This window comes from Pantoea sp. S62 (genome assembly GCF_016658625.1).
GTDB lineage: Bacteria > Pseudomonadota > Gammaproteobacteria > Enterobacterales > Enterobacteriaceae > Pantoea > Pantoea vagans.
This window is the reverse complement of record NZ_JACVVI010000011.1, coordinates 1-24,670: the sequence shown is the minus strand read 5'-3', so window position 1 is coordinate 24,670 and position 24,670 is coordinate 1. Positions and strand designations below refer to the sequence as shown.

Below are 24,670 nucleotides of genomic sequence, written 5' to 3'. Positions count from 1 at the left end.
GGACAGTTGCCGATTACTGATGACGATCAGTGTACGGCAGCAGAGACAGGTAACGCGCGCGCTTGATGCAGCGAGCCAACTGACGCTGGTATTTTGCACGAGTACCGGTGATACGGCTCGGGACAATTTTACCGCTTTCGGTAATGTAGTTTTTCAACGTTGCGATGTCTTTGTAATCGATCTCAACAACGCCTTCCGCGGTGAAACGGCAGAACTTGCGACGACGGAAATAACGTGCCATTAGGCTAGTCTCCAGAATCTATCAATTCAATCTGCTCGGCATGGAACACCACTTTGCTCTGGCCATTTCGTGCCTGATGGCAACTAATGAAACCGTCGAGTGTGAGTTGCGTGCCGACCGTTATATGTTGAGTAATCACCTGATGGGCGCTGCCGCTAATAATAACAGGCATACGACACCAGGCTTGCCGGTGAAACCCGGCCTCCTCCTGCACTGAGCGGTGCTCAAGCACGAACTGACAGTGAGGAATTCCTGACGGGCTAACCCTTCGAACCGGTGTCCTGCACACAGTGCCAGACAGGCGAAGCCGATTGACCGTCACGATGGATTACTCTTCAGAATCCCCAGCATCTGACTCATCAGCGGATTCGTTAGCAAAATCTTCGCGACGATCACGACGCTCATCTTTCGCTTTAACCATCGGCGATGCTTCAGTTACCGCGTTTTTAACGCGCATAACCATGCTACGGATAACGGCGTCGTTGAAGCGGAAGTTCGTTTCCAGCTCATCGATCGCTTCCTGCGGCGCTTCAACGTTCATCAGAACGTAATGCGCTTTGTGCAGTTTGTTGATCGGGTAAGCCAGCTGACGGCGGCCCCAGTCTTCCAGACGGTGAATCGTGCCTTCTGCACCAGTGATAGCACCAGTGTAACGCTCGATCATGCCAGGAACCTGTTCGCTCTGGTCAGGATGAACCATAAATACGATTTCGTAATGACGCATCGAAATTGCTCCTTACGGATTATTCAGCCTCCTGTCGGGGTCAACCGCGGCCCATGGAAGCAAGGAACGTTATAGGCTGTGTCCCACAAAGGTTCGCTGTAGCGAGCGCTTGTGGGACACAGCCTGAGAATGCGGCTGAAAAATTGACGCGTAATCATACTGGCGACGGCCCCTGAACTCAAGCGCACATTTAAACAAATTGCCGACAGCGTGCCAGATACCGTAGCTTTTTGTGCTAATGATGTGAATACAGCGGGTTAATACCGCTTTGTTCAAAAACGCTGACAGAGAGGTTCAGAGGAAGGATCTGGCGATAATATGCTCAGTCGCTAAACTGAATAAAGACGCGACGGTTCGCTTAGTGGCGTCATTCAGAGTGTGTTCCCTGAAGTGAGGAGTCGGGCATGAAAACGTTCGTCATCGCCACTTTACTGGGTCTCTTCCTGTCTCCACCCGCTCTTGCCAGCTATGCTGACTGTGCGCAGCAGATGAGAAGTCACAGCAGCGAAGCGGCATCGGGTTATGTCTACGTTAACCGGCTGGATACGCCGGAAAGAAACCCGGTTAATGCACCTGCCAGAACAGCAGAAAAATCGTCTGCACACTGGTAAGGGCCGGTAAGTTTTCGGGCGGCAGAGTCCTTCTCCGCCCGTTCATCGTTTAAAGCTGATTTTTAAAAAAGCTGACCAGCGCCGTTAAGGCGGATGGGGTGATCTTGTGACCAATCTGCTTTTCTGACAGTGAGGTCAGATGCTGGGCCAGCCCGTTTTCACGCAGTGCGCGCTCCAGTCGTACGCTCTCCGCCCAGGGCACCACCTCATCCGCCTCGCCATGCCACAACAGCAGCGGACGGTTTGCCAGTGCCTCCAGATGGTTGCAGGGATCATAGTCCGCCAGCGGGGCCATGCGGGCCGCAAACTGCGCCTTCTGCTCCGGCGTGTCAGCCACCAGCGGCGGAAACAGCGACTCGCTGAGCTGCATAAAATAGCCCGATCCCATCATGCAGGCGACGCTCTGAATCTGCGGATAACGCGCCATCGCACCCAGCGCCGTCATCCCGCCCATCGACGCGCCTGCCACAGCGAAATGCCCGTCAGCGATCAGATTCTTATTACGCAGCGCAGTCTCCAGCAGCGGCAGTTCATCAATGTTCTGTTTCAGAATCTCCCAGAAGCGGCCCAGCCGTGCTTCGGCGTCACCGTGATAACGCGCGCCGTGCAGTTCGGCATCCGGCATAACTGCCCGAAATCCCGCCTGCGCCAGCGCAACGGCGAAGTAGGCGTAGACCTCTTTTGATGAGGTGAAGCCGTGATAAAACAGTACGGTCGGCAGTGGCTGATGCCGCTGTCCGGCAGGCGTAGCGTGCAGGCATTCGATACCGGCCAGCGTTTCTGTGGTGAGTTCAATCATGGTCTCTCCTGAGCAGGGGTAAGGCGTGCCGTTCAAGTGTACGTACTGCGGGTTAATTTGCGAAATTCCCCGCTGCGCTTAGTTATGCTTTTCCACGCTAAACTTTTTCCGCAGCGTGCCGTTGATCGTGTATTCCCCTAACTTGATCAAAGGTAATTTATGAAGCGTCTATCTCTCAGCGGACTGAGTCTCGGAGTTAAGCTGTCTGTACTGACGTCTCTCAGCGTAACGCTGCTGTTGCTGGTACTGACACTGACTCAAAGCCACAACGCCTCGCGCCAGCTGGAAAATCTCGCCATTGATGACATGCACAATCAGGTGCAGGGCATCAGTGAAATGACCACGATGTTCAATGCCACCCTCACCGAAGAGGTGTCTCATTACACCAGCCTCTTTACCAGCTTTCTGCCTAAGCGCTTTAGCCTGGATGAAAGCTCGCGGGTGCAGGTCGGTGCCTTTTCAACGCCCGTGCTGCGCGCCGGGTTAAAAACGCTGAACCTCGATCAGACCGCGGTTGACGATTTCACCGACCGCACCGCCGCCGTGGCGACCATTTTTGTGCGCGACGGCGACGATTTTATCCGTATTTCCACCTCCCTGAAAAAGCAGGATGGCAGCCGCGCGATTGGTACGCAGCTTGACCGCACAGGTGCCGCCTGGAAAAGCGTTCATCAGGGCGAGGTGTATCAGGGGCTGGCCACGCTGTTCGGCCACCGCTACATCACCCAGTATCAGCCAGTAAAAGATGAGAGTGGCAAGGTCGTCGCCATCCTGTTTGTCGGCGTAGGCATTGATAAGCAGTATGCCCTGATGCGCGAGAAGATTCTGGCACGCCGGCTGGGCGACAGCGGCCATTTCTATGTGCTCAACGGCACGCCCGGCAAGAATCAGGGCGAGTATCTGTTCGATCAGCACAACGAAGGGAAACGGCCAGACTGGGATGATGCGACACTGCAGCCGCTGCTGACGCAGCCGCAGGGCATGCAGCAGGTGGAGATCAACGGTGAGCAGCAGATGCTGGCATGGCAGCAGTTGCCGGGCTGGAACTGGGTGATTACCGGTGAAGTTAACCGTGCCAGCCTGCTCGCCCCGATTACCCACAGCCGTAACCTGTTCCTGATTACCGGACTGATTCTGGTGGTGATCTTCGCGCTGGGCTTTGTCTGGTACAGCCGTCGGGCGATTACCCGTCCGCTGCAGCAGGTGATCCATCTGGCGGAGCAGTATGCCGCCGGAAATCTGCAGGTCCATATGGATACCCGCCGTCGTGATGAAGTCGGTCAGTTGATTATTGCGATTAACGGCATTGGCGATGGGCTGGAAAAAATCGTCGGCCAGGTGCGTGGCGCAGCGCAGGAGATCAGCGACGGCACGGACACCATCGCGGCCAGCAGCCATAACATCAGCGAGCAGATCGGGCGTCAGGCCAGCAGCGTGGAGCAGACCTCAGCCAGCATGGAGCAGTTTGGTGCCACGGTCGAACACACTGCTGACAGCCTGCGTCAGGCGATGTCACTGGTGGCCGAAGCCAGCGATATCGTCAGTCATGGCAGCCAGACGGTGGTGCGCTCGGTCAACACCATGTCAGCCATTAAGGTGTCATCGCAAAGCATTGCGGATATCACCCATGTGATTGAGTCGATCGCCTTCCAGACCAATATTCTGGCACTGAATGCGGCCGTTGAAGCGGCCCGAGCCGGTGAACAGGGCCGTGGCTTTGCCGTGGTGGCCGCAGAAGTGCGTGCGCTGGCACAGCGTTCCGCGCAGGCCGCCAAGGAGATAGATGGACTGATTGCCACCTCCATCACCAATGTGGCGGAGGGCCACCAGCTCTCTGAGCAGACGCGCGATGCGATGACCGACATTGTGACCCACATCGAACAGGTGCAGGCGCTGATGGGCGAGATCAACGTGGCAGCACAGGAGCAGGCGGCGGGTATCGGCCAGGTGAATCTGGCGATGAACCAGATCAGCCAGGCGACCCATCAGAACAGCGAACTGGTGGCACAGGCAGAAAACAGCGCACAGAACCTGAGTGATAAAGGGCATCACCTGACCCAACTGGTCAGCGTTTTCAGCCTTAAATCCTGACGTCATTCAGGACGATGACATACACTTACTGTTTCGTCCTGAACAGGGGTTTTGCTATGCGTTCCGCTTACTTACTGATAATAAGTCTGTTGCTGGCAGGCTGTTCTGCGCTTGAAACCACGCCCAAAGCCCCGCCTGCGCCAACCCAACAGGCGCAGGAGATTTCACGGGCACAGAGTGGCGGTTTGCCGAAGCTGGGTAACATTACCGTTAACGTGCATGGCTCACCGGATGATGCCCAGCGGGCCATCGCCGCTCAGGCTAATCAGGCTGGCGCGGCTTACTATCAAATTGTGATGCTGAGCGAAACGGTGATGCCCGGTTTATGGTACGCCAGCGCGATTCTGTACGGTGCCTCACCGGCCACAGGCACGGGCCAGTAACCGGTCAGTCACTGCAGCCTCAGACGGGTGCGAACCGCGCTGGTCGAGCCACTGCTGGCACCACGCATCAGCCAGGGGTGGCTCACTGTATTTCAGTAGCTGAGCGCCTGTCGCCAGCTGCAGCAGCGTGTGGGTGACGTCGCGCGCCTGCTCTTCGGGAACGTTCTTGAGCCTCAGTCGCAGCTGACGCCAGCGCGTATCGAAATGCCGATTACTCCCTTTTACCGCCTCAAACTCCTGACTCAGCATCTCGGTCACCTCTGCATGGCGGCTGAGTACGCGCAGCACGTCAAGACACATTACATTGCCCGATCCTTCCCAGATGCTGTTGACCGGCATGTCACGATAGAGGCGCGGCAGCTCACTCGCTTCGCAGTAGCCGATGCCCCCCAGCACTTCCATCGATTCCGACACAAACGGCGCACCCGCTTTGCAAATCACATATTTTGCCGCTGGCGTGAATAAGCGGGCAAAGGCGACCTCATGCGGTTTGGCCGGTTGTGACCAGGCACGAGCCAGACGCATCAGCAGGGCAGTTTGCCCCTCAAGCTGCAGCGCCTGCTGTGCCAGAACCTGCCGCATTAGCGGCTGATCCACCAGATTTTTCCCCATGACCTGACGCTGATGAGCATGCCAGAGCGCCACCGAGAAGGCGCGCCGCATCTGACCATGACTGCCGAGCGCGCAGTCAAAGCGCGTCATACCGGCCATTTTCAGGATCAGCCGTACGCCTTCGCCCTCCTCCCCCAGCAGCCAGCCGGTCGCGTCGCGAAACTCCACTTCGCAACTGGCATTTGAGCGATTGCCCAGCTTATCTTTGAGCTGCTCAAGCTGGATGGCGTTACGTGACCCGTCGGGCAACAGGCGCGGCAGGAAAAAGCAGCTTAGTCCCTCGGGCGTCTGGGCCAGGACCAGATGCGCATCACTCTGCGGCGCTGAGAAAAACCACTTGTGGCCGGTCAGCCGCCAGGCTTCACCCGGGCCTCGTGCGCCCAGCGGCTCGGCACGGGTGGTGCTGGTAAGCAGATCGCTGCCGCCCTGCTTTTCTGTCATGCCCATCCCGATCAGCAATCCGCGTTTCTGGTCGCCGGGTTGTGCGTGCGTGTCGTAGCGATCGCTGAGCAGCGGATCGAGCCAGCTTTCAAACGCGGCGGGCAGATAAGCCTGCAGCAGCGGAATGGCGGCGTGCGTCATGGTCACCGGGCAGAGCGTACCCGCATCTACCTGTGCGTGCAGAATAAAGCGTGCAGCGCGCGCTACACTGGCCTGTTCACGCACCGTCGGTTGCCAGCTGAGATTGTGCAGACGACTGGCGCAGACGCCCTGCATCAGCAGGTGCCAGGCAGGATGAAAGCGAACCTCATCCAGGCGCACGCCACGGGCATCGTAGCGCAGCAGTTCAGGCGGTTCAGCGTTGGCGAGCCGCCCCAGCTCCAGCGACTCGGCGCTGCCCAGCTGGCGGCCGACTGACGCCAGCCATTCCCCATCCCATCCGGCGCCTTCGCGTGACAGTGCCTCGCCAAGCGGCGTGTCGGACAGGAACAGGTTACTATTGCTCAGAGGATGGGGCTGATTAAAAACGGTGTGTGTTGTCCAGGTCATAACCACTCCTCGCGGATGTCACTCACTAAGTATACCCGTCGTCTTTCAAGCTGCATTTTTGTTGGCTGCGTTCACTCACCCGAATCACTTACCCATGTAAGCTCATCGGGATTCGTTCTCTTGCCGCCTCAATGCAACCCGAAATCCTTTGGGTATATACGAATGACGCGCAGTTATGCCTGGTACAGAAACTAATTTGTGGCGAGGATCACATCGGGGATCAGGCGTTACGCTGACGCACCGCTTCAAACAGGCAGACACCGGTTGCGACCGAGACGTTGAGTGAAGAAACACTGCCCGCCATCGGAATGCTGATCAGCTCATCACAATGCTCGCGGGTCAGACGACGCATGCCTTCGCCTTCCGCACCCATCACCAGTGCCATCGGACCGGTCATTTTGCTCTGGAAGACGGTATGATCCGCTTCCCCTGCGGTGCCGACCACCCAGATGTTGTACTCCTGCAGCAGGCGCAGTGTACGCGCAAGGTTAGTAACGCGAATCAGCGGCACATTCTCTGCCGCACCGCTGGCCACTTTTTTGGCCGTGGCATTCAGGGGAGCAGAGCGATCTTTCGGCACAATAATCGCATGAACACCCGCCGCATCGGCGCTGCGCAGGCAGGCACCCAGGTTGTGCGGATCGGTAACCCCATCCAGCACCAGCAGGAAAGGCTTCTCCAGGCTCTGCAGCAGATCCGGCAGGTCGCCTTCCTGATACTGACGACCCGGTTTTACCCGCGCCACGATGCCCTGATGCACACCGCCTTCAACCTGGCTGTCGAGCCACTTACGCTCGGCCAGCTGAATCACGATCCCCTGAGCTTCCAGCGCGGCGACCACGGGTTGCAGGCGACGATCGTCGCGGCCTTTGAGGATAAAGACTTCCTGGAAACGTTGTGGATCACGTTCCAGCAGCGCCTGCACGGCATGGATACCAAAAATAATTTCGCTCATCGATCTGCTCAGTGGTTGGAAATGAATAAATGACCGCCCTTTCTGCGGAGAGAAAGGGCGGGTACGCGCATCCTGTTACGCTCAGCCTTCAGGCTCAGCTTTTTTTCTGGCGCGCTTCGCCCGGGTGGCGGCGGCGATTTTACGGGTTTTTTCCGAGACGTTTTTACTTTTTTTCTCGGTATTGGCGGCGGCAGGTTTGCCCTTGTCACCCCGGAATGCAGCATCCGGCTCGAAGTTGGACTTTTTGTTCACGTTACGACGACGCTTAGCTGGCGCGTTGTCTTCACGCTTCGCCCGATCACGCGCAGTTTTACCTTCACCACGCACCTGACGCTGGCTGGAGATAAGAGCAAAGTCGATTTTACGCTCGTCCATATGGACCGCCTCGACACGCACTTCAACGGTGTCACCCAGACGATAGGTGCGGCCGCCCGATTCACCGATCAGACGCTGACCTACCGGGTCAAAACGGTAGTAATCGTTGTCGAGGGTTGAAACGTGCACCAGACCATCGATGAACAGATCGCTCAGGCGGACAAAGAAGCCAAATCCGGTCACGCTGGAGATGACGCCGTTGAAGACGTTGCCGACCTGATCCTGCATGAAGTCGCACTTGAGCCAGTCCGCGACGTCGCGGGTTGCTTCATCGGCGCGACGTTCGGTCAGGGAACAGTGCAGACCCAGCTGCAGCATCTCCGGCATCTCGTAGTGATAGCCGCCGGTTGCTGTCGTCATATCTTTGGCGACATTGCGCTCCTTCGGCATCAGGTATTTGATGGCGCGTTGTACCAGGCCTTTACCTTCATCCTGCTCTTTTGCCAGCAGATATTTAATGGCGCGGTGCAGCGTCAGATCCGGGTAGCGGCGAATTGGCGAAGTAAAGTGCGCATACGATGAGAGTGCCAGACCAAAGTGACCGCGGTTTTCCGGATCGTAAACCGCCTGCTTCATCGAACGCAGCAGCATGGTTTGCAGCATCTCTGCATCAGGACGATCGGCAACCTGCTTCAGCAGCGCCGCATAATCCACAGGCTGCGGTTTGTTGCCGCCTGGCAGAGTCAGTCCCAGCTCGTTGAGCACGGTACGGAAGCTCTTGATGCTCTCATCGGTCGGACGATCGTGATCGCGGAACAGTGCCGGTTCCTGATTTTTCTCAACGAAGCGTGCTGAGGCGATGTTCGCCAGGATCATGCACTCTTCGATCAGCTTGTGGGCGTCATTACGTGACGCGCGCTCAACCCGTTCAATACGGCGCTCGGCATTGAAGATGAACTTCGCCTCTTCCGTTTCAAACGAGATACCGCCGCGCTCTTCACGTGCAGCGTCCAGTACCTGGTAGAGGTTGTGCAGCTCTTCAAGATCTTTGACCAGCGGTGCATACTGCTGACGCAGCTCTTTGTCGCCCTGCAGGATGTTCCAGACTTTGTTGTAGGTCAGACGCGCATGGGAGTTCATCACCGCTTCGTAATGCTTAAAGCCGGTGAGCTTACCTTTGGTCGAAATGGTCATCTCGCACACCATACAGAGTCGATCGACCTGCGGGTTAAGCGAGCATAAGCCATTCGACAGCACTTCCGGCAGCATCGGCACAACCTGCGACGGGAAGTAGACTGAGGTGCCGCGCTGATGCGCTTCGTCATCCAGTGGCGTGCCCGGACGGACGTAATAGCTCACATCGGCGATAGCGACCCACAGACGCCATCCGCCACCGCGTTTTTTCTCGCAGTAGACCGCATCATCAAAGTCACGGGCATCTTCACCATCAATGGTGACCAGCGGCAGTTTGCGCAGATCGACGCGGCCTTTTTTGGCCTCTTCCGGAACTTCTTCTTTCAGCTTGCTGACCTGAGCTTCCACTTCTGGCGGCCAGGTGTGCGGAATTTCATGGGTACGCAGCGCCATATCAACGGCCAGGCTGGTGCCCATATCATCACCCAGAATCTCAGCCACTTTACCGATCGCTTTGGTGCGGCGGTTCGGACGCTGGACCAGCTCAACCACCACCACGGAACCCATGCGGGCATTCATCGTCTCTTCAGGCGGGATGAGGATATCAAAACTCAGGCGACTGTCGTCCGGTACCACGAAGCCGGCACCGGCATCGGTAAAGTAGCGGCCAACGATCTGATTGTTACGCGGTTCCTGCACGCGGACCACGCGCGCTTCGCGGCGGCCTTTGCGATCGGCACCCAGCGGCTGCGCCAGGATTACGTCACCATGCATACAGAATTTCATCTGCTCTGCGGAGAGGTAAAGGTCATCTTTCTGACCTTCTGCCCGCAGGAAGCCGTAGCCATCACGGTGGCCAATGACTTTACCGCGCAGGAGATCAAGACGTTCTGGCAGCGCATAGCATTGACGGCGGGTGAACACCAGCTGACCATCACGCTCCATGGCGCGAAGGCGGCGACGCAGCGCCTCAAGGTGCTCTTCTTCGTGCAGGTTCATCTCTTCAGCCAGCTCTTCACGGCTGGCTGGTTTTTCACGTTTTTCTAACAGCGCCAGAATAAATTCACGGCTTGGAATAGGGTTTTCGTATTTTTCAGCTTCTCTATCCTGAAAAGGATCTTTTGACATAGCGGTTCCTCCGATGTCATTTAATATTTATTTCCGCCGGCGATTTGGAAAGGATGATTTCATAAAGTGGTGTATTTCCTTCGACCAAATCTGCCAGCGTATAGCTATCCAGCTCCTGCAAAAAGCGCTGCACTGCATCGTGCAGTGCCTGCTTCAAACGGCAGGCTGGTGTGATGGAACAGGAGGCGCAATCCACTAATTGTAGCGGTTCCATCTTACGTACCACGTCGCCAATAACAATCTGACGAGGCGGCATACCCAGGCGAATGCCCCCATTTTTTCCACGTGTTGCGGCAACGTAGCCCGCACGGCTCAGCTGATTGATGATTTTGACCATATGATTACGGGACAAACCATAGGTATTTGTCACTTCCGTAATATTGGTCTGCTGACCTTCAGGCAACGCTGCCAGATAAATCAGCGCCCGTAAGCCATAATCAGTAAAACTCGTGAGCTGCACAGTAACCTCAGTGAACCTTCAGGCGTGGCATTGCATTATTCGCCCTGTGATTGATGTCAGAATTAAATCGGATCGTCATTCGATTAGCTACGATGATAAACCAGAGTCTGATTTGCCGTGCGTTTTTTTAAGCCAGCACAAGGTTTGACAAGCGAAGGGAGGTAAAGTGGCATCAAAGAGTGGAAAAACAAGGGCCGGACAGCGTCCGGCCTGAATGATTATGCGTCGAATGGATCGCGCAGAATCATCGTTTCACTGCGGTCTGGACCGGTTGAGATAATATCAATCGGCACACCCGTTACCTCTTCTACACGCTTAATGTAGTCGCGTGCAGCCTGAGGCAAACCTTCCAGCGTCTTCACGCCAAATGTAGTCTCGCTCCAGCCTGGCAGGGTTTCGTAGATCGGCTCAATGCCTTCCCAGTTCTCTGCCGCCAGTGGCGTAGTAGTCACTTCACGGCCATCAGGCATACGGTAAGCAACACAGATTTTCACCTCTTTCAGGCCATCCAGCACGTCCAGTTTGGTCATGCAGAAACCTGACAGGGAGTTGATCTGAACCGCGCGGCGAACCGCGACCGCATCCAGCCAGCCGGTACGACGACGACGTCCGGTGGTCGCACCAAACTCATTGCCCTGCGCACAGAGGAATTCGCCGGTTTCATCGAACAGCTCAGTCGGGAATGGACCTGCGCCCACGCGGGTTGAGTACGCTTTCACAATACCCAGCACGTAGTCGACATAGCGCGGACCAATGCCTGAGCCGGTTGCCACGCCACCTGCGGTCGTATTGGACGACGTCACGTACGGATAAGTTCCGTGATCGATATCCAGCAGCGTACCCTGCGCGCCTTCAAACATAATCAGATCGCCACGCTTACGCGCGCTGTCCAGCAGTTCTGAAACGTCAACCACCATGCCAGTGAGGATGTCAGCGACTTCCATCACATCGCTCAGCACTTTGTCGAAGTCCACTGCCGGCTCTTTGTAGTACTCAACCAGCTGGAAGTTGTAGAAATCGACCACTTCTTTCAGCTTGGCAGCAAAGGTTTCTTTGTTGAACAGGTCGCTGACGCGCAGTGCACGACGGGCGACTTTGTCTTCATAAGCAGGACCGATGCCACGACCGGTAGTACCAATCGCTTTGGCACCACGGGCACGTTCACGCGCCATATCCATCGCAACGTGATATTGCAGAATCAGCGGACAGGCTTCAGAAATCAGCAGACGTTCACGTACCGGGATCCCGCGCGCTTCCAGGCCTTTCATCTCTTTCATTAAGGCTTCAGGAGAAAGCACTACGCCGTTACCGATAATGCTGGTGACGTTATCGCGCAGAATGCCAGAGGGGATCAGGTGGAGGACGGTTTTTTCACCGTTGATGACAAGCGTGTGGCCCGCATTGTGGCCGCCTTGATAACGCACAACGTAATTCGCGCGCTCAGTCAGAAGGTCTACAATCTTACCTTTACCTTCGTCACCCCATTGGGTGCCCAGTACGACGACGTTCTTACCCATTTCTCAAAATCACCGATTGCTTAAAAAAGGATTCTACCATCTGATCCCATGGTTTTCAGCACTTTTAGCACACGATTGCGCGCTTTTTTGCCTGAGTTTTGATCACTACAACATGTTGGGGATAATGGCGCGAAGAGGCACAATTTAGCCGGTCTTAACCCTGGTATCAGAGGTTGCCATGCAGGCTGAGCATGCAGTAAATCACCATGCCCGCGACCACCAGTCCGCCGCCAAAGCGATGCAGCAGACGGTCGGGTAAGCGGGTCATCGTCAGGATCATGCGTCGCCAGGCGCGTGGCATAAACATCGGTCCCAACCCTTCCAGCACTAATACCAGCGCCAGTGCCATCCAGATGCTTGTTTTCATCTTGCTACCCAAAAAAAAGGCCGACAACATTGTCGGCCCACAGGTTATATCAGTTCTTAACGTGTCGCGTTAGAGGGCGCCTTCATATATCGGAAGAAGTCGCTATCCGGGCTTAACACCATCACATCCTGATTTTCATTAAAGCTGTTTTCATAGGCACGCAGGCTACGAATAAAGGCGTAGAAGTCAGGATCTTTGCTGAACGAATCCGCAAACAACCGCGCCGTTTCTGCATCACCGTCACCGCGAGTGATCAGGGCTTCACGCTGGGCTTCAGCCAGCGTACGCGTCACCTGATAATCGGCCTGAGCACGCAGTTTTTCTGCCTCTTCCTGACCCTGTGAACGCTGACTACGCGCTACGGCTTCACGCTCAGCACGCATACGGTTGAAGATTGCATCGGACACTTCGGTCGGCAGGTTGATCTGCTTGATGCGCACATCCACAACCTGAATACCCAGTGCTGCCATGCTGTTCGGATTCGGCGCTGGCTCGCTGCTGTTGGTTTCACGCTCTACACGGGCTGCTGCGCTGGCAATCGCATCATCAGCCGCAGGCGTGGCGATTTCATCATCGCTGCCCGCAGAACCGGTATTCAGCGCGTCACGCACATCGGTGGTCAGGCGACCACGGGAATCTGTGACGATATCCTTCACATCCAGACGACCCATTTCAGAACGCAAACGGTCACTGAACTTACGTTTCAGCAGCACTTCCGCCTGAGAAACATCACCGCCACCGGTAGCCAGGTAGTAGCGACTGAAATCGCTGATACGCCATTTGATGTAGGAGTCCACGATCAGATCTTTCTTCTCTTTGGTGACGAAGCGATCGGCCTGGTTATCCATAGTCTGAATGCGTGCATCCAGCGTTTTAACCGTTTCCAGGAAAGGGATCTTAAAATGCAGACCCGGCTCAAACACCTGGGGTTTGTTTTCGCCGTCGCGCAGGACTTTACCGAAGCGCAGAACAATGCCCCGCTGCCCTTCCTGCACCACAAACAGCGACGCATAGAGCGCCACCAGCACGACAATGATTAAAAATACTATTGGCTTACGCATCGATTACTCTCTCCCTTCGCGCTGGCTGTCGCTGCGCTGAGCATTCGCCCGACGCTGATCCATAATATTGTCCGGACTGTATGACGACGTGTCATTGCGGCTGGCGTTGCGATCGGAGGTGGCTGGCAGCGAAGAACTGTTACCGCCTTTCTGACCATTCTGACCCGATGTCGCCTGACCGCCACGCATCAGCTGATCCAGCGGCAGCATCATCAGGTTGTTACCCCGATCGTTAACCAGTACTTTGCGGGTATGGCTCAGCACGCGTTCCATGGTCTCGATATAGAGACGCTCTTTGGTGATTTCAGGCGCGGCTTTATACTCCGGCAGAATCTTGGCGAAACGCGCCACTTCACCCTGCGCTTCCAGAACGGTACGCTCTTTGTAAGCGCGCGCTTCTTCCAGAATACGTTGCGCCTGGCCATTAGCACGAGGCTGAACTTCGTTGGCGTAAGCTTCTGCTTCACGAACATACTGTTCGCGGTTTTCACGTGCGGCAATCGCATCATCAAACGCAGACTTCACCTCTTCCGGCGGGCGGGCAGCCTGGAAGTTGACGTCCAGCACCGCGATCCCCATGTTGTAAGGGCGAATTGTTTCATCGATTTCACGCTGGGTGTCGCTACGCACCACGGTACGGCCTTCGGTCAGAATGCGGTCCATGGTAGAACGACCAATCACGCCGCGCAGCGCACTGTCAGTCGCCTGACGCAGGCTGTCATCCGCGCTGGTCACGGCATAAAGATAACGTTCCGGATCGGTCACGCGATACTGCACGTTCATTTCCACGCGCACGACGTTTTCATCTGAGGTCAGCATCACGCCAGAAGCCGCCAGTTCACGCACCGATTCAACGTTAACCGCGCGTACCTGATCAACAAATGTCGGTTTCCAGTTCAGACCGGGCTCAACCAGGTGACTGAACTTACCGAAGCGCGTTACCACGCCACGTTCCGCTTCTTTGATGGTGTAGAAACCGCTTGCAGCCCAGATGACTACAGCAGCAACAGCCACGATGCCAACGATTTTGCCACCGCTGCCGGAGCCGCGCTGACCGTTGTCGCTCTGTTTGCCACCGCCCAGTCCACCAAGCTTCTTGCTCAGCTTACGGAAGATATCATCCAGATCAGGAGGCCCGGATTCCCGTCCTCCCTTATTTCCCCCAGAGTTGCCGCCTTGATTATTGCTGCTTCCCCACGGGTCGCGGTCCTGTCCGTTATTTCCGGGCTGATTCCACGCCATGTCTCTACTCCATTTATTGTAATTACGGTTTTTACCCTTCATCTTTCGGATTGCAGCGGTACTGGCTGCCTTCGCTCACCCCATTCACTTACCTGCGTAAGCGCCCGGGGATTCACTCAGTTGCCGCCTTACTGAAATCCGAAATACCCGGGTAAATCCTGCGTATTCAGGCCTGCAACGAAAGTGCGACAATCTTCAATTTTTAAGGTAAATGCGTTTGGGCAATATCAAACAATGTAACTGGTCAGCGACGGTTCCTGTTTACATAAACGCATCCACTCAATGATGGGCATACGTATCTGCAATCCTACACTGCCGTCCTCTTCATTCCACTCTTTCTCAATCGCCTGCAACTGATAGAAACGGCTGCGAAGCCGCCCCGCCTCCGGTGGCAGACGTAACGCGTGCTGGGCAATTTCCCCTGACAGGCGCTCGGACAAAGCCTGCCACAGCAACGGAATGCCTGCACCGGTCTGGGCGGAAAGCCAGACGCGGATGGGCAGGTTCTCTTCGTTGCGATCGATACGCGGTTCGAATCCGTCGAGCATATCGATTTTATTCATGACCAGTAAGGTCGGAATTTCGTCCGCTTCAATCTCTTCCAGTACGGCATCAACGGCGGCGATATTTTCCGTAACGCGAAGATCGGCACCATCAATCACGTGCAGTAACAGCGTCGCCTGACGTGTCTCCTGCAGCGTGGCTTTAAATGCGGCAACCAGATCGTGAGGAAGATGGCGAATAAAGCCGACCGTGTCCGCCAGAACCACGTCTCCGACATCGGCAACATTCAGACGACGCAGTGTGGGGTCAAGTGTCGCAAACAGCTGATCTGCGGCAAAGACGTTGGCAGAGGTCATAGCGTTAAAGAGGGTCGACTTGCCGGCGTTGGTGTAACCCACCAGCGAAACAGTTGGCACATCCGCTTTAGCACGAGACTGTCGTCCCTGCTCACGCTGTTTTTCAACCCGCTCAAGACGAGACAGGATCTGACTGATACGTCCGCGCAGAAGACGGCGGTCGGTTTCTAACTGTGTTTCACCCGGGCCACGCAAGCCGATCCCGCCTTTCTGACGTTCAAGGTGCGTCCAGCCACGTACCAGACGTGTCGCAAGGTGACGTAGCTGCGCCAGCTCAACCTGCAATTTACCTTCGTGGGTACGCGCGCGTTGGGCAAAAATATCCAGAATAAGACCAGTGCGATCAATGACACGGCATTCGCACAGGCGCTCAAGGTTTCTTTCCTGAGCGGGCGTAAGGGCATGATCGAATAATACGACCGATGCTCCAGTTGTTTTTACCGCATCGGCAATTTCAACGGCTTTTCCTTCACCGACAAAATACTTGGGGTGTGGCGCTTTACGGCTGCCAGTAACCACTTGCAGCGCCTCAACGCCAGCAGAAGAGACCAGGGTTTCAAACTCCTGTAAATCTTCTACTTCTTTGTCTTGGGAGAACCAGATGTGTACCAGTACGGCCTGCTCACCGGCATCATAACGGTCAAACAAGCTATAACCTCGCTAAATAAAAGACCAGGACGGAAAACCGCTGTTCTCCGTTCCTGGCTGTACGGCGACGCGTTATTCTGCGTTATCACCGTCTTGTTGTGGCTGTGGCTGCGCAGATGTGTTGCTGCCACCATGATGGTAATTGTTGCTGCCGCCACCGGTATTATTGCTATGGTGAGAAACCGGGCGCGAAGGAACAACGGTAGAAATGGCGTGCTTATAAACCATCTGGCTTACCGTGTTTTTCAACAAAATGACGAACTGATCAAATGACTCAATCTGACCCTGCAGCTTAATACCGTTAACCAGATAAATCGAAACCGGAACACGTTCACGACGCAATGCGTTCAAAAACGGGTCTTGTAATGATTGCCCCTTAGCCATTCTATCTTTTCCTTATATGCTTGTTGTTTGTTGCTAGTAGAACCTATGGTTCTGAAAAAAACTGCGTAAAAATTTGCGCACGATAACCCATCAATTGTACACAATCACCCATGCTTCGCACTAAGAACCTGTAACACTGTATCACGCGCCAGCCGGGGCTCGTCACTGTCAAGCCAGTGAACATTTTCCCAACCGCGTAACCAGGTCATCTGTCGCTTAGCAAGCTGCCGGGTTGCGCAAATTCCCCGATAAACCATCTCGCTGTAATCGATTTCGCCCGACAAATAAGACCACATCTGACGATAACCAACACAACGAATGGAAGGCATGTCCGTATGCAAATCACCTCGTGCAAACAGGGCCCGAGACTCCGCTTCAAATCCTGACGCCAACATCTGCTCAAAACGCAACGCGATGCGCTGGTGCAGCAATTCGCGGCTCGCGGGGGCGATGGCAAACTGTTGCACGTCGTAGGGTAACGCTTCACCGGATGTTTTTGTCAGTTCCGTTAAAGTTTTACCCGAAATAAAAAAAACTTCCAGTGCTCGCGAAAGTCTCTGCGGATCATTCGGATGAATACGACTGCCGGCAACCGGGTCGATTTCACACAGCTGGCGGTGTAAAGCTTCCCAGCCTTTTTCACGCGCCGTTTGCTCTATCCGCTGACGAACGTCGGGATCGGCCGAGGGCAACGGCGACAATCCTTCAAGTAACGCCTTGAAGTAGAGCATGGTTCCACCAACAAGCAACGGTATTCGTCCGGCTTCAACGATATCCGCCATTTCTGCTAAAGCATCCCGCCGGAACTCCGCTGCCGAATAAGCTTCTGCGGGGTCGCGGATGTCGAGCAGACGATGGGGTGCCACTGCTAACTCCTCAGCCGACGGTTTCGCCGTGCCAATATCCATCTGACGATAGATTAAGGCAGAATCTACGCTGATTAGTTCCACTGGTAACTGCTTACGCAATTCAATTGCTAAAGCCGTTTTGCCAGACGCCGTGGGTCCCATCAAAAAAATAGCCTTTGGCCGGCCAGCCTGGTTTAGTTCACTCATGCTTCAACGCGTTGACTGCGCTCTCAATCTCTATGGGCTGTAATAAGCCTGAAGGCGGCGATTTCAGCAACTGAGGGCAAAGCCGTTCAAGCTCTGCCAGCAGGTTGATCGCCTGTGAGTGATTCCAGTCAGAGGACTCTGTTTCCTGACGCCGCGCCAGCCACTGGGCCAGTTGCGTCGCAGAATTCTCCTGCTGCCGGGCGAGATAGCCTAACAGCTCAGGAATCAAGATTTGTAAATTTTGTGTTCGTAACGGTAAAGGCACCGCGCGCAACGTCACGTGGTCTCCTTCGGGCTGAAGTTCAATGCCCATCTGATTGAGTAGGCTGCTATTTTCTTTTGCCGCCTGTCGTTCTTCCTGGGCGATTTTCAGGCGCACCGGGATCAGCAATGGCTGCGGTTTAAGTCCCTCTTCGCCTGGTTCAAGCTGCGCCTGTTTCAGCCAGCGCGCCGCCACCGGCAACGCCATCAGCATTAATGTCTGATCCTGCTCCAGCAGTGCAAAATGATGGTGCAACACGGTCAGTACACGGCCAAAACTTTGAGCATGCGCGGCCAGTGGCGAAGGTCTTTCGGCCTGACGCGCTATCGGCTCGCGGGCTTTTGTCGGTGATGACGTGCTGACAGGGTTTTTCAGTAACTGCTGATAAACCGCCCCTTCACGCTGACGATACACATTCTCTTTGTTCTGCCAGGCCGGTGCAGGCTGTGTTTCACGCCCGGATGCTGCTGATTTCTTCTCGCTGGCAGACGCCGCAGGCTGCGCAAAATGATTACCACCTGCTGCCTGACGGTTTTCCGGCTGCCAGCGCGGTGCGGGCTCTTCTGCCTGAAGCGCAGGTAAGGTCGGTGCCGCCATCGCCTGTAATGCGCTGACCACGCCCTGATAGATAAAATCATGCACCAGGCGTGACTGATGAAACCGTACTTCATGCTTGGCCGGATGGACGTTGACATCAACCTGATGCGGGTCAATCTCCAGATAGAGCACATAAGCGGGCTGCTGGTCATCCTGAAGCTGGGTCTGGAACGCCTGGCGGATAGCGTGGTTAATCAGCTTATCGCGCATCATCCGGCCATTCACATAGCAATACTGCAGATCGGTGACCTGACGCGAACCGGCAGGGTCGGCAACCCAGCCGCGCAGCGAGAGGTCGTCATGCTGCCAGTCGATGCGCAGCGCATGCTGCATAAACGTGGTGCCGCAGATAGAAGCCAGTCGCCGTTCGCGCTGGCTCTCCTCGCTGACGGCCCGATACTGACGCATCATTTTACCGTTGTGGCTCAGCGACAGTGCCACGTCGAAACGTGCCAGAGCAATACGGCGAATGACCTCGTCGATATGACCGAACTCCGTTTTTTCGGTGCGCATAAATTTGCGGCGTGCCGGCGTGTTATAAAACAGGTCCAGTACTTCCAGCGTGGTACCGCAGGGATGTGCCGCCGGTTTAACCGTTACCGCCATATCACGCCCTTCTGCATAGGCCTGCCAGGCTTCAGTTTGATCGGCGGTGCGTGAGGTGAGTGTCAGGCGGGAGACAGAACTGATACTGGCCAGCGCTTCACCGCGAAAACCCAGGCTCATGATCGCTTCCAGGTCATCCAGTGAGGCTATTTTACTGGTCGCGTGTCGGGCAAGTGCCATCGACAGCTCGCTTTTCACGATGCCGCAGCCGTTGTCACGAATGCGAATCAGCTTTGCGCCGCCCTTTTCAATATCAACGTCAATGCGCGTCGCGCCGGCATCCAGGCTATTCTCCACCAGCTCTTTAACCACGGAGGCAGGACGCTCAACCACTTCACCCGCCGCAATCTGGTTAGCCAGCTGGGGTGGTAAAATTTGAATCGGCATGATTTTCCTTTTAGCTGGCAGCCCGGCGCAGTGGCCGGGCAAACAATCAGGATGCAGGAATTTTCAGGTTCTGCCCCAACATGACGTTGGTCGACTTCAGATTATTAGTCTGCATTATCGCTTTCGGACTGACGCCGTAGTGTGCGGCAATGCCGGTTAATGAATCACCCACCACAACTTTGTGGCGCACAACGCCGCGTGGCGTAGCGGGCGCGGTGCGACTGGCGACTGCACTGGCCGGCACTTTCAGCCGCTGTCCGACCCACACCACATCCCGCTTCAGGGTATTCATCTCACGCAGGGTGTCCATGCTGACGCCATACTTCGCGGCAATCCCGGAAAGTGTCTCACCGCGCGTTACCGTATGGCGCTGCGTTGCGCCGGTATATTGCGTCACTCCGGTCGCCGGGTTGCTGGCGACGCTAACCGCTGGCGATGAGCCCAGCGGCCGGTTTTCCTCCTTTGGGATGGACTGTAGCGGGTGCGCCAGGAAATAAGTGCGCAGACCTTTGTAGATCGACTGCGCAATCTTATCCTGGTGTGCGCTACTGCCTAGCAGTCGCTCCTCCGAGGAATTACTGATGAAGCCGGTTTCCACCAGCAAAGAAGGAATATCGGGCGAACGCAGCACGCCCAGGCTGGCATGCTCAGGCAGACGTTTGTGCAGCGAGGTGACGCTGCGCATCTGCTGCAAGACTTTCTGCGCGATGTCATAGCCGACACGCTGCGAGTGGCCGAACTGCAAATCCAGTACTGCCTGACTGAGGTAGGGATCGGCCTGACTGTTAGCCAGCAGATCACCCGCGCCGCCCAGCAGCTCAGACTGTTTCTCTTTCTGCTCCAGCCAGTTTGCCATCTCGTTGTTGGCGCGACGGTTGGACAGGACCCAGACCGAGGCGCCGGTCGCCGCATGGCTTGGCGCGGCGTCAGCGTGAATAGAGACCAGCACATTGGCATTAGCTTTACGCGCCACGTCGGAACGTCCCATGACCGAGATAAAATAGTCACCATCGCGCGTCAGGACGCCTTTGAACATCGGATCGTTATTGAGCAACACCCGCAGTTTGCGCGCAATGGCGATAGTGACGTTTTTCTCTTTCAGTCCGCGCTGCCCGATAGCGCCGGGATCCTGACCGCCATGTCCGGCATCGATTGCCACAATCACAGTGTCATTCTGGCTGACGGCAGTGCCGGGACGTACGGAACTCGCGGTGCTGGTCACGGACGTCACCGGATTCGAATTGAACGGGTTAGCCGCTGCGGCACTCTGCGCAGGTACGCGCGTCGGTGCTGTGTCGGGCGCAGGCAGACTTCGCGTGACAGCGGGCGGCTTGCCGGTAATCGTGAAGACCACGCTGTAGCTGTTGCCATTGCGTTGGGTGACTGCCCGGGTTTTACCCGCCTGCGTCAGTTCAAACACCAGCCGCACGCTCTGTTTGTCTTTTGGGGTGCTGGTACGGATTCGCTTTACGATGTTTTCGCCACTGAAATTCAGCGGCAGTCCCTGAACTACGCCGCTCTGGCGCACATCCAGCACCACACGATTCGGGTTGTGCAGAGAGAAGAAGGCATAGACCGGCTGTCCGGCAAAATTCAGCGTAACGGTAGCCTGACTATCGCCATTGGCCACTTTAATATCAGACAGCGTGGCGGCAAACAGGGGCGTACAGACCAGCAGCATCAGTGATACCAGTGCTATTTTCATCCGTGACATCATGCCTGATCCCTGCCCTGACCAACGTGTTCAAGCCATTGCTGGCCGGACGCGGATTGTGCCGTCAGTTCCGCTTCACGCGCCTCACCTACATAACGCAGCGTTAAGGTGAGATCGGGCTGCGGCAGAAAACCGGCACCCTGCTGCGGCCATTCCACCAGACAGATGGCTTCATCGCTGAAGTAGTCGCGGATGCCCATAAACTCAAGCTCTTCGGGATCCGCAAGGCGATAGAGGTCGAAGTGGTAGAGCGTACGGTCATCCAGCGAGTAGGGTTCAACGAGGGTGTAAGTAGGACTTTTGACATTGCCCTTATGGCCCAGCGCCTGCAGAAAGCCGCGGCTGAAGGTGGTTTTACCCGCCCCCAGATCGCCATAGAGATAAATCACTGCCGCGCTGCCACAGGCGCGCGCCAGCTGAGCGCCCAAACTGAGCGTAGCCGCCTCATCGGGCAAAGAGATAACACAGGTCTTCATGCTTCTTTATTCATCTCAGGATTAACAAACTGCCACAGCAGATCCAGTAAATCAGTGGCCAGCATACCGCGAGTACCGCGTTCTGCCGCAACCGCATCGGCCGCTGCACCATGTGCAACGCAACCCGCGCAGGCCGCATCGAACAGCGTCAGTTTCTGACCCACCAGCGAGGCAATAATTCCACTCAGAAGATCGCCCATACCGCCGGAAGCCATACCGGCATTGCCCACATCCGCAAACGCCATTTCGCCCTGCTCGCTGGCAATCAGCGTGCCGGCACCTTTCAGTACCACTACGCCACCATAACGTTGCGCCAATGTCTGCGCTGCATGTAAGCGGTCACTCTCAATTTCACTGGTCTCGATATTCAGCAAACGCGCCGCTTCGCCAGGATGCGGCGTAATAATGCGATTCTGACGTTTCTCAGCACTGATTGCCAGCAGGTTAAGTGCATCCGCGTCCCAAAGCATCGGCTTTTCACTGCCTGCTACCCGCTTCAGTGCCTGCTTTCCCCATTCACGCTGACCCAGACCGGGTCCAATCGCAATGACATCAGCCCACTCCAGTGCCTCCGTCAGGCGTTCATCCGTCAGTTCATCGACCATAATTTCAGGCCGTGCGGTCAGAATCGGAATAATATTATCTTTGTGAGTAAGTACTCGCACCAATCCACTGCCGCTGCGTAACGCGGCTTCTGCCGTCATGCGTACTGCGCCAGCGGTACCTGCATCGCCTCCCACGACCAGCAGACGGCCATGACTGCCCTTGTGCGAGGTTGGTCTGCGTGGCTTAAGCCAGCGGGTTAATGTGCTGGCATCATAACGGGCGATAGGTGCCTCTTCTCCGGCCAGAAAAGCAGCCAGACCAAGATCGGCATACCAGAGGTTTCCGATGTAGTCTCGCGCCTTGCCAGTGATCTGGCCCGGTTTCAGGGCGATCATACTCAGCGTGTGACTGGCATTAATCACCTCGCCGGGCGCGGTGCCGTTGCGCGCGGATAAGCCGGAGGGCATATCAATGGCGACTGTCGGTGCTGCATGGGCGTTTGCCCGCTGGATCAGCGTGGCATAGGGCTCTTCGGGCGCGCGATTGCTGCCGGTTCCCAGCAGGGCATCGACAATCACATCAATCTGCTCTGGCCAGGCCGCATCGGCCGCATGGATTTCACCGCCCGCGTCCAGCCATGCGTCCCGCGCGCGCTGCGCCTCTTCCGGCAGCGCTTTTTCACTTTCGCACGCCAGCACCGTAATGGTTTTCCCCGCCGCCTGGCCCAGTCGCGCCAGCACATAGCCATCACCGCCGTTATTGCCGTGACCGCACAGGATTAACCAGTGGCTGGCTTCGGGCCAGTGTGCTGTCAGATGCTCGTAAGCGGCCTGCCCGGCACGCTGCATCAGCTCATACAGAGTAATCCCGAGCACATCGGCTCCCTCTTGCTCAAGCTGCGCCACAGCCTGCGCAGGCCAGACAGAATATGGTAAACTGCGGCTGTTTTTCTTCGAATCCTGGTTACTCATGTCATACCCTCTCGATCTTCATGAACTCGCACAACAGATTAAACAGTGGGGATTGGATCTCGGCTTTCAGCAGGTCGGCATCACCGATACCGATCTCAGTGCAGAAGAGCCGCGCCTGCAGGAATGGCTGGATAAGCAGTATCATGGTGAGATGGCATGGATGGCGCGACACGGCATGATGCGGGTGCGTGCTCATGAGTTGCTGCCCGGCACGCTGCGCGTCATCAGCGTTCGTATGAACTACCTTCCGGCCAAAGCTGCCTTTGCCAGCACCCTGAAAAATCCCCGACTGGGCTATGTCAGCCGTTATGCACTCGGCCGTGATTACCACAAAGTATTGCGCAATCGACTGAAAAAGCTCGGAGAAATGATCCAGCAGCATTGTGGCGAGCTGAATTTCCGGCCGTTTGTGGATTCGGCACCGCTGCTTGAGCGCCCGCTGGCGGCTAAAGCCGGACTCGGCTGGACCGGCAAACATTCGCTGATACTGAATCGGGAAGCCGGCTCGTGGTTTTTCCTCGGCGAGCTGCTGATCGACATTCCGCTACCGGTCGACTCCCCGCAGCAGGAGCAGTGTGGCCGCTGCGTTGCCTGCATGACCATCTGCCCTACCAGCGCTATCGTTGAGCCTTACGTCGTCGATGCCCGGCGCTGTATCTCCTATCTCACCATTGAGCTGGAAGGGGCTATCCCGGAAGAGTTTCGTCCGCTGATGGGTAACCGGATTTATGGCTGCGATGACTGCCAGCTGATCTGTCCGTGGAATCGCTATGGACAACTCAGTGACGAAAGCGACTTTTCACCGCGTGCGGCGTTACATGCACCGGAGCTGCTCGATCTGTTTCAGTGGGACGAAGCGAAATTTTTACGCATCACGGAAGGCTCAGCGATTCGCCGTATTGGCCATTTGCGCTGGCTGCGCAATATTGCCGTGGCGCTGGGTAATGCACCCTGGTCGCCCCACATTATTCATGTGCTGGAACAACGACTGGGTGAGAGTGAACTGCTGGATGAACATATTCAGTGGGCAGTGATGCAACAGCAGCAGAAACGCGAGCAGCTGGTAGTTGAAGTGCAGCCCGCCCAGCAGAAACGGCTGGTTCGTGCAGTTGAGAAGGGTTTACCGCGTGATGCATGATTGAACAGCGAGCCGCTGGATATCTTTTTCCACATGCTGTGAATAAAAATAAAAAGCTGTTGTCATTCAACTGCAACAACGCTGATTTCACTGTGAAACAACAAATTGAAATATCTTCATAAACATAAATATCAACAACTTATGAAAAAGTTGTGTTTATTTAATAATGAGACTACCGCTGCGGTTAAATCACAAAGCTGTGGATAACTCTGTTCAGAACGCATTTGCAGATCGCCCTGACAGGCACGAAAGATGGGAGGTGGTGCTGTGGATAACCTTCTGGAGACAACTAAAATCACGCGACCAAAAACAGTCGTATAACGAACTGAAACAGGGGGTGATGTAAAATCTGGAGCGGGAAACGAGACTCGAACTCGCGACCCCGACCTTGGCAAG

General features: G+C 55.8%; 23 protein-coding genes. 4 read left to right on the top strand and 19 right to left on the bottom strand.

Annotated elements, in window-relative coordinates; translation table 11 throughout:
- Positions 1–13: 13 nt before the first annotated feature.
- From rpsR to rpsF, 3 genes are read right to left on the bottom strand one after another with little or no spacing between them, the layout of a single operon-like run.
- Positions 14–241 (bottom strand): 30S ribosomal protein S18, encoded by a 228-nt coding sequence (gene rpsR, locus IBT54_RS15915; protein ID WP_002210155.1) that lies wholly within the window; start codon positions 239–241, stop codon positions 14–16.
- A 4-nt stretch (positions 242–245) separates the two neighbouring features.
- Complete coding sequence (priB, locus tag IBT54_RS15910; protein ID WP_013359169.1) at positions 246–563, bottom strand: primosomal replication protein N; 318 nt, start codon at positions 561–563, stop codon at positions 246–248.
- A gap of 6 nt (positions 564–569) precedes the next feature.
- Positions 570–965, bottom strand: coding sequence for a 30S ribosomal protein S6 (gene rpsF, locus IBT54_RS15905; RefSeq protein WP_003855334.1), 396 nt, complete (start codon positions 963–965; stop codon positions 570–572).
- 404 nt (positions 966–1,369) lie between these two features.
- Between rpsF and IBT54_RS15900 the strand changes: the two genes are divergently transcribed.
- Positions 1,370–1,576 (top strand): hypothetical protein, encoded by a 207-nt coding sequence (locus IBT54_RS15900; protein ID WP_013359170.1) that lies wholly within the window; start codon positions 1,370–1,372, stop codon positions 1,574–1,576.
- A 49-nt stretch (positions 1,577–1,625) separates the two neighbouring features.
- Here IBT54_RS15900 and yjfP read toward each other — a convergent pair whose 3' ends face one another.
- The gene (yjfP, locus tag IBT54_RS15895; RefSeq protein WP_201252447.1) at positions 1,626–2,375 is read right to left on the bottom strand and encodes an esterase; all 750 of its coding nucleotides are present in this window, start codon (positions 2,373–2,375) and stop codon (positions 1,626–1,628) included.
- Between the two features lie 159 nt (positions 2,376–2,534).
- Here yjfP and IBT54_RS15890 point away from each other — a divergent pair, with 159 nt between their 5' ends.
- The gene (locus IBT54_RS15890) at positions 2,535–4,466 is read left to right on the top strand and encodes a methyl-accepting chemotaxis protein (protein WP_201252446.1); all 1,932 of its coding nucleotides are present in this window, start codon (positions 2,535–2,537) and stop codon (positions 4,464–4,466) included.
- A gap of 56 nt (positions 4,467–4,522) precedes the next feature.
- The gene (bsmA, locus tag IBT54_RS15885) at positions 4,523–4,849 is read left to right on the top strand and encodes a biofilm peroxide resistance protein BsmA (protein WP_013359173.1); all 327 of its coding nucleotides are present in this window, start codon (positions 4,523–4,525) and stop codon (positions 4,847–4,849) included.
- On the opposite strand, the gene IBT54_RS15880 is transcribed toward bsmA, so the two are convergent.
- The 15 genes from IBT54_RS15880 to nnr form a co-directional block, all read right to left on the bottom strand.
- Complete coding sequence (locus tag IBT54_RS15880) at positions 4,823–6,451, bottom strand: isovaleryl-CoA dehydrogenase (protein ID WP_201252445.1); 1,629 nt, start codon at positions 6,449–6,451, stop codon at positions 4,823–4,825. The genes bsmA and IBT54_RS15880 overlap by 27 nt on opposite strands.
- 220 nt (positions 6,452–6,671) lie before the next feature.
- A complete protein-coding gene (gene rlmB / locus IBT54_RS15875) occupies positions 6,672–7,406 on the bottom strand; it encodes a 23S rRNA (guanosine(2251)-2'-O)-methyltransferase RlmB (protein ID WP_033734044.1) in 735 nt (244 codons plus the stop codon).
- Between the two features lie 81 nt (positions 7,407–7,487).
- Positions 7,488–9,983 carry a ribonuclease R gene (gene rnr / locus IBT54_RS15870; RefSeq protein WP_033734046.1) on the bottom strand — a complete coding sequence of 832 codons (2,496 nt, stop codon included), beginning with the start codon at positions 9,981–9,983 and terminating at the stop codon, positions 7,488–7,490.
- 16 nt (positions 9,984–9,999) lie between these two features.
- Positions 10,000–10,443 (bottom strand): nitric oxide-sensing transcriptional repressor NsrR, encoded by a 444-nt coding sequence (gene nsrR / locus IBT54_RS15865; protein ID WP_013359177.1) that lies wholly within the window; start codon positions 10,441–10,443, stop codon positions 10,000–10,002.
- A gap of 218 nt (positions 10,444–10,661) precedes the next feature.
- Positions 10,662–11,960, bottom strand: a complete 1,299-nt coding sequence (locus IBT54_RS15860; RefSeq protein WP_013359178.1) for an adenylosuccinate synthase — start codon at positions 11,958–11,960, stop codon at positions 10,662–10,664.
- A 166-nt stretch (positions 11,961–12,126) separates the two neighbouring features.
- Positions 12,127–12,327 (bottom strand): DUF2065 domain-containing protein, encoded by a 201-nt coding sequence (locus tag IBT54_RS15855; protein ID WP_010256126.1) that lies wholly within the window; start codon positions 12,325–12,327, stop codon positions 12,127–12,129.
- Positions 12,328–12,383: 56 nt separating this feature from the next.
- Positions 12,384–13,388, bottom strand: coding sequence for a protease modulator HflC (gene hflC / locus IBT54_RS15850; protein ID WP_013359179.1), 1,005 nt, complete (start codon positions 13,386–13,388; stop codon positions 12,384–12,386).
- A 3-nt stretch (positions 13,389–13,391) separates the two neighbouring features.
- Positions 13,392–14,630: an FtsH protease activity modulator HflK gene (gene hflK, locus IBT54_RS15845; protein ID WP_201252444.1), complete on the bottom strand. Its 1,239-nt coding sequence runs from the start codon at positions 14,628–14,630 to the stop codon at positions 13,392–13,394.
- Positions 14,631–14,857: 227 nt separating this feature from the next.
- On the bottom strand, positions 14,858–16,138 hold the full coding sequence (gene hflX / locus IBT54_RS15840; RefSeq protein WP_013359181.1) for a ribosome rescue GTPase HflX: 1,281 nt from the start codon (positions 16,136–16,138) through the stop codon (positions 14,858–14,860).
- A gap of 72 nt (positions 16,139–16,210) precedes the next feature.
- Positions 16,211–16,522: an RNA chaperone Hfq gene (gene hfq, locus IBT54_RS15835; RefSeq protein WP_009087468.1), complete on the bottom strand. Its 312-nt coding sequence runs from the start codon at positions 16,520–16,522 to the stop codon at positions 16,211–16,213.
- 104 nt (positions 16,523–16,626) lie between these two features.
- Positions 16,627–17,577 carry a tRNA (adenosine(37)-N6)-dimethylallyltransferase MiaA gene (miaA, locus tag IBT54_RS15830; RefSeq protein WP_013359182.1) on the bottom strand — a complete coding sequence of 317 codons (951 nt, stop codon included), beginning with the start codon at positions 17,575–17,577 and terminating at the stop codon, positions 16,627–16,629.
- On the bottom strand, positions 17,570–19,429 hold the full coding sequence (gene mutL / locus IBT54_RS15825) for a DNA mismatch repair endonuclease MutL (protein ID WP_201252443.1): 1,860 nt from the start codon (positions 19,427–19,429) through the stop codon (positions 17,570–17,572). Before mutL ends, miaA begins: the two co-directional genes overlap by 8 nt.
- A gap of 46 nt (positions 19,430–19,475) precedes the next feature.
- A complete protein-coding gene (gene amiB, locus IBT54_RS15820) occupies positions 19,476–21,146 on the bottom strand; it encodes an N-acetylmuramoyl-L-alanine amidase AmiB (protein ID WP_201252442.1) in 1,671 nt (556 codons plus the stop codon).
- On the bottom strand, positions 21,143–21,619 hold the full coding sequence (gene tsaE / locus IBT54_RS15815; RefSeq protein ID WP_201252441.1) for a tRNA (adenosine(37)-N6)-threonylcarbamoyltransferase complex ATPase subunit type 1 TsaE: 477 nt from the start codon (positions 21,617–21,619) through the stop codon (positions 21,143–21,145). The genes amiB and tsaE overlap by 4 nt, the downstream gene beginning before the upstream one ends.
- A complete protein-coding gene (nnr, locus tag IBT54_RS15810; RefSeq protein WP_201252440.1) occupies positions 21,616–23,136 on the bottom strand; it encodes a bifunctional ADP-dependent NAD(P)H-hydrate dehydratase/NAD(P)H-hydrate epimerase in 1,521 nt (506 codons plus the stop codon). Before nnr ends, tsaE begins: the two co-directional genes overlap by 4 nt.
- Between nnr and queG the strand changes: the two genes are divergently transcribed.
- Positions 23,135–24,274, top strand: coding sequence for a tRNA epoxyqueuosine(34) reductase QueG (gene queG / locus IBT54_RS15805; protein ID WP_201252439.1), 1,140 nt, complete (start codon positions 23,135–23,137; stop codon positions 24,272–24,274). The genes nnr and queG overlap by 2 nt on opposite strands.
- The last annotated feature ends 396 nt before the right edge of the window (positions 24,275–24,670 follow it).

Bases quoted from the DNA above. Each gene is read 5' to 3' on its own strand.
- rlmB (WP_033734044.1), bottom strand. From the start codon at position 7,406: ATGAGCGAAATTATTTTTGGTATCCATGCCGTGCAGGCGCTGCTGGAA.
- amiB (WP_201252442.1), bottom strand. From the start codon at position 21,146: ATGATGTCACGGATGAAAATAGCACTGGTATCACTGATGCTGCTGGTC.
- IBT54_RS15880 (WP_201252445.1), bottom strand. From the start codon at position 6,451: ATGACCTGGACAACACACACCGTTTTTAATCAGCCCCATCCTCTGAGC.
- hflK (WP_201252444.1), bottom strand. From the start codon at position 14,630: ATGGCGTGGAATCAGCCCGGAAATAACGGACAGGACCGCGACCCGTGG.
- hfq (WP_009087468.1), bottom strand. From the start codon at position 16,522: ATGGCTAAGGGGCAATCATTACAAGACCCGTTTTTGAACGCATTGCGT.
- mutL (WP_201252443.1), bottom strand. From the start codon at position 19,429: ATGCCGATTCAAATTTTACCACCCCAGCTGGCTAACCAGATTGCGGCG.
- tsaE (WP_201252441.1), bottom strand. From the start codon at position 21,619: ATGAAGACCTGTGTTATCTCTTTGCCCGATGAGGCGGCTACGCTCAGT.
- nnr (WP_201252440.1), bottom strand. From the start codon at position 23,136: ATGAGTAACCAGGATTCGAAGAAAAACAGCCGCAGTTTACCATATTCT.
- rpsF (WP_003855334.1), bottom strand. From the start codon at position 965: ATGCGTCATTACGAAATCGTATTTATGGTTCATCCTGACCAGAGCGAA.
- queG (WP_201252439.1), top strand. From the start codon at position 23,135: ATGTCATACCCTCTCGATCTTCATGAACTCGCACAACAGATTAAACAG.
- IBT54_RS15855 (WP_010256126.1), bottom strand. From the start codon at position 12,327: ATGAAAACAAGCATCTGGATGGCACTGGCGCTGGTATTAGTGCTGGAA.
- yjfP (WP_201252447.1), bottom strand. From the start codon at position 2,375: ATGATTGAACTCACCACAGAAACGCTGGCCGGTATCGAATGCCTGCAC.
- IBT54_RS15890 (WP_201252446.1), top strand. From the start codon at position 2,535: ATGAAGCGTCTATCTCTCAGCGGACTGAGTCTCGGAGTTAAGCTGTCT.
- rnr (WP_033734046.1), bottom strand. From the start codon at position 9,983: ATGTCAAAAGATCCTTTTCAGGATAGAGAAGCTGAAAAATACGAAAAC.
- bsmA (WP_013359173.1), top strand. From the start codon at position 4,523: ATGCGTTCCGCTTACTTACTGATAATAAGTCTGTTGCTGGCAGGCTGT.
- IBT54_RS15900 (WP_013359170.1), top strand. From the start codon at position 1,370: ATGAAAACGTTCGTCATCGCCACTTTACTGGGTCTCTTCCTGTCTCCA.
- IBT54_RS15860 (WP_013359178.1), bottom strand. From the start codon at position 11,960: ATGGGTAAGAACGTCGTCGTACTGGGCACCCAATGGGGTGACGAAGGT.
- miaA (WP_013359182.1), bottom strand. From the start codon at position 17,577: ATGAGTGAACTAAACCAGGCTGGCCGGCCAAAGGCTATTTTTTTGATG.
- rpsR (WP_002210155.1), bottom strand. From the start codon at position 241: ATGGCACGTTATTTCCGTCGTCGCAAGTTCTGCCGTTTCACCGCGGAA.
- hflC (WP_013359179.1), bottom strand. From the start codon at position 13,388: ATGCGTAAGCCAATAGTATTTTTAATCATTGTCGTGCTGGTGGCGCTC.